We start from the raw sequence: 1,304 nt of genomic DNA on the forward strand, positions 1-1,304 counted from the left end.
GCTCAGGCCCCTGCCGTGCCGGGCAGCGGATCACCGATCACCACCCGGTCACCCTCCGCCAGGCCGTCCTTGATCTGCACCTTGACGTTGTTGTTGATCCCGGTGCTGACGTTGCGCGCCTGGGCATGGCCCTTGGCGTCCAGCACCCGCACCGCGAAGCTGCCGTCGGCATTGCGCGGGCCCAGGGCCGCCACCGGTACCATCAGCACGTCCTTGGCGGTATCCAGCACGATGCGCACCTGGGCAGTCATGGAAATGCGCAGCCGATGGTCCGGGTTGGGCACGTCGAACAGCGCGTTGTAGAACACCGCGGTGTTCTGCTTGGGGGTGCCGGCGGTCTGGGTTTCGAGGAAGTTCTGCGGCGCCGGCTCAGTGCCCCGCAGTTTGGCGTAGTAGCGTTTTTCCGCCTCGCCGAGGATGGTGAAGTACACCTGTTGGCCGGGGGCGATATGGATCACATCGGCCTCCGAGACCTGGGCCTTGACGGTCATGGTGTCCAGGTCCGCCAGTTTGAGCAGCACCGGCGCCAGCTGGTTGGCGATCACCGTCTGGCCTTCCTGGGTCACCACCCCCACCACATCGCCATCGATCGGCGCGACGATGCGGGTGTAGGCCAGGTTGACCTTGGCGGTGTCGATCTGGATGTGCGCGCTCTTGATCTGCGCGTCCAGGGACAGCAGGTTGGCCCGCTGCACCTCGTAGTTGGATTCGGCGGTCTCGTAATCCTGCTGGGAAATCGAGGCGTCGGACTGCAAGTCACGGTAGCGCTCGTAGATGGCCTTGGTTTCCTTGAGCTGGGCCGCGGTGGCGCGGCGCTTGGCCTGCAGGTTCTCCTCGTCCACCTGGGCCTGGCGCAGGGTGTTCTGCAGCACCAGCGGGTCGATTTCCGCCAGCCACTGGCCCTTTTTCACCTTGTCCCCGACCTTGACCTTGAGCGACTTCAACTGCCCGGAGACCTGGGCCCCGACATCCACCTGCTTGATGCCTTCGAGCAGGCCCGAGGCCAGGACCGCGTTCTCGATATCCCCCCGTTCAACCTTGGCGGTCAGGTACTGCGGCGGCTCCGCCGGCGCCTGCACCGTATAGAAAATCAACCCGGCCACAACCACCAGCAACAGCCCCATACCGATTTTGCGAAACTTCGACTTTTCCATAGATGACCACAAGTCCGTTGAGGGCGGGCTGCACCGGCCAGCGGCGAGCCCCCTTACAGAACACCGTGCTGCCGTAGTGAGCGGTGTTCCAGATGAATGAAACCGGGTGTCCAGGCGCCGGCAGGGCCAGCGCCTGTGTTGCCCCGCGCC

1 protein-coding gene is annotated in these 1,304 nt (G+C 64.8%); it reads right to left on the minus strand.

Annotation, left to right across the window (positions count from 1 at the left end; translation table 11 throughout):
• Positions 1 to 2 precede the first annotated feature (2 nt).
• Positions 3 to 1,154 (minus strand): macrolide transporter subunit MacA, encoded by a 1,152-nt coding sequence (macA, locus tag AC1RCO_RS29145; RefSeq protein ID WP_011060449.1) that lies wholly within the window; start codon positions 1,152 to 1,154, stop codon positions 3 to 5.
• Positions 1,155 to 1,304: the final 150 nt, after the last annotated feature.

It is taken from the genome of Pseudomonas sp. GW823-FHT03E05 (assembly GCF_058796855.1).

Bases quoted from the DNA above. Each gene is read 5' to 3' on its own strand.
- macA (WP_011060449.1), bottom strand. From the start codon at position 1,154: ATGGAAAAGTCGAAGTTTCGCAAAATCGGTATGGGGCTGTTGCTGGTG.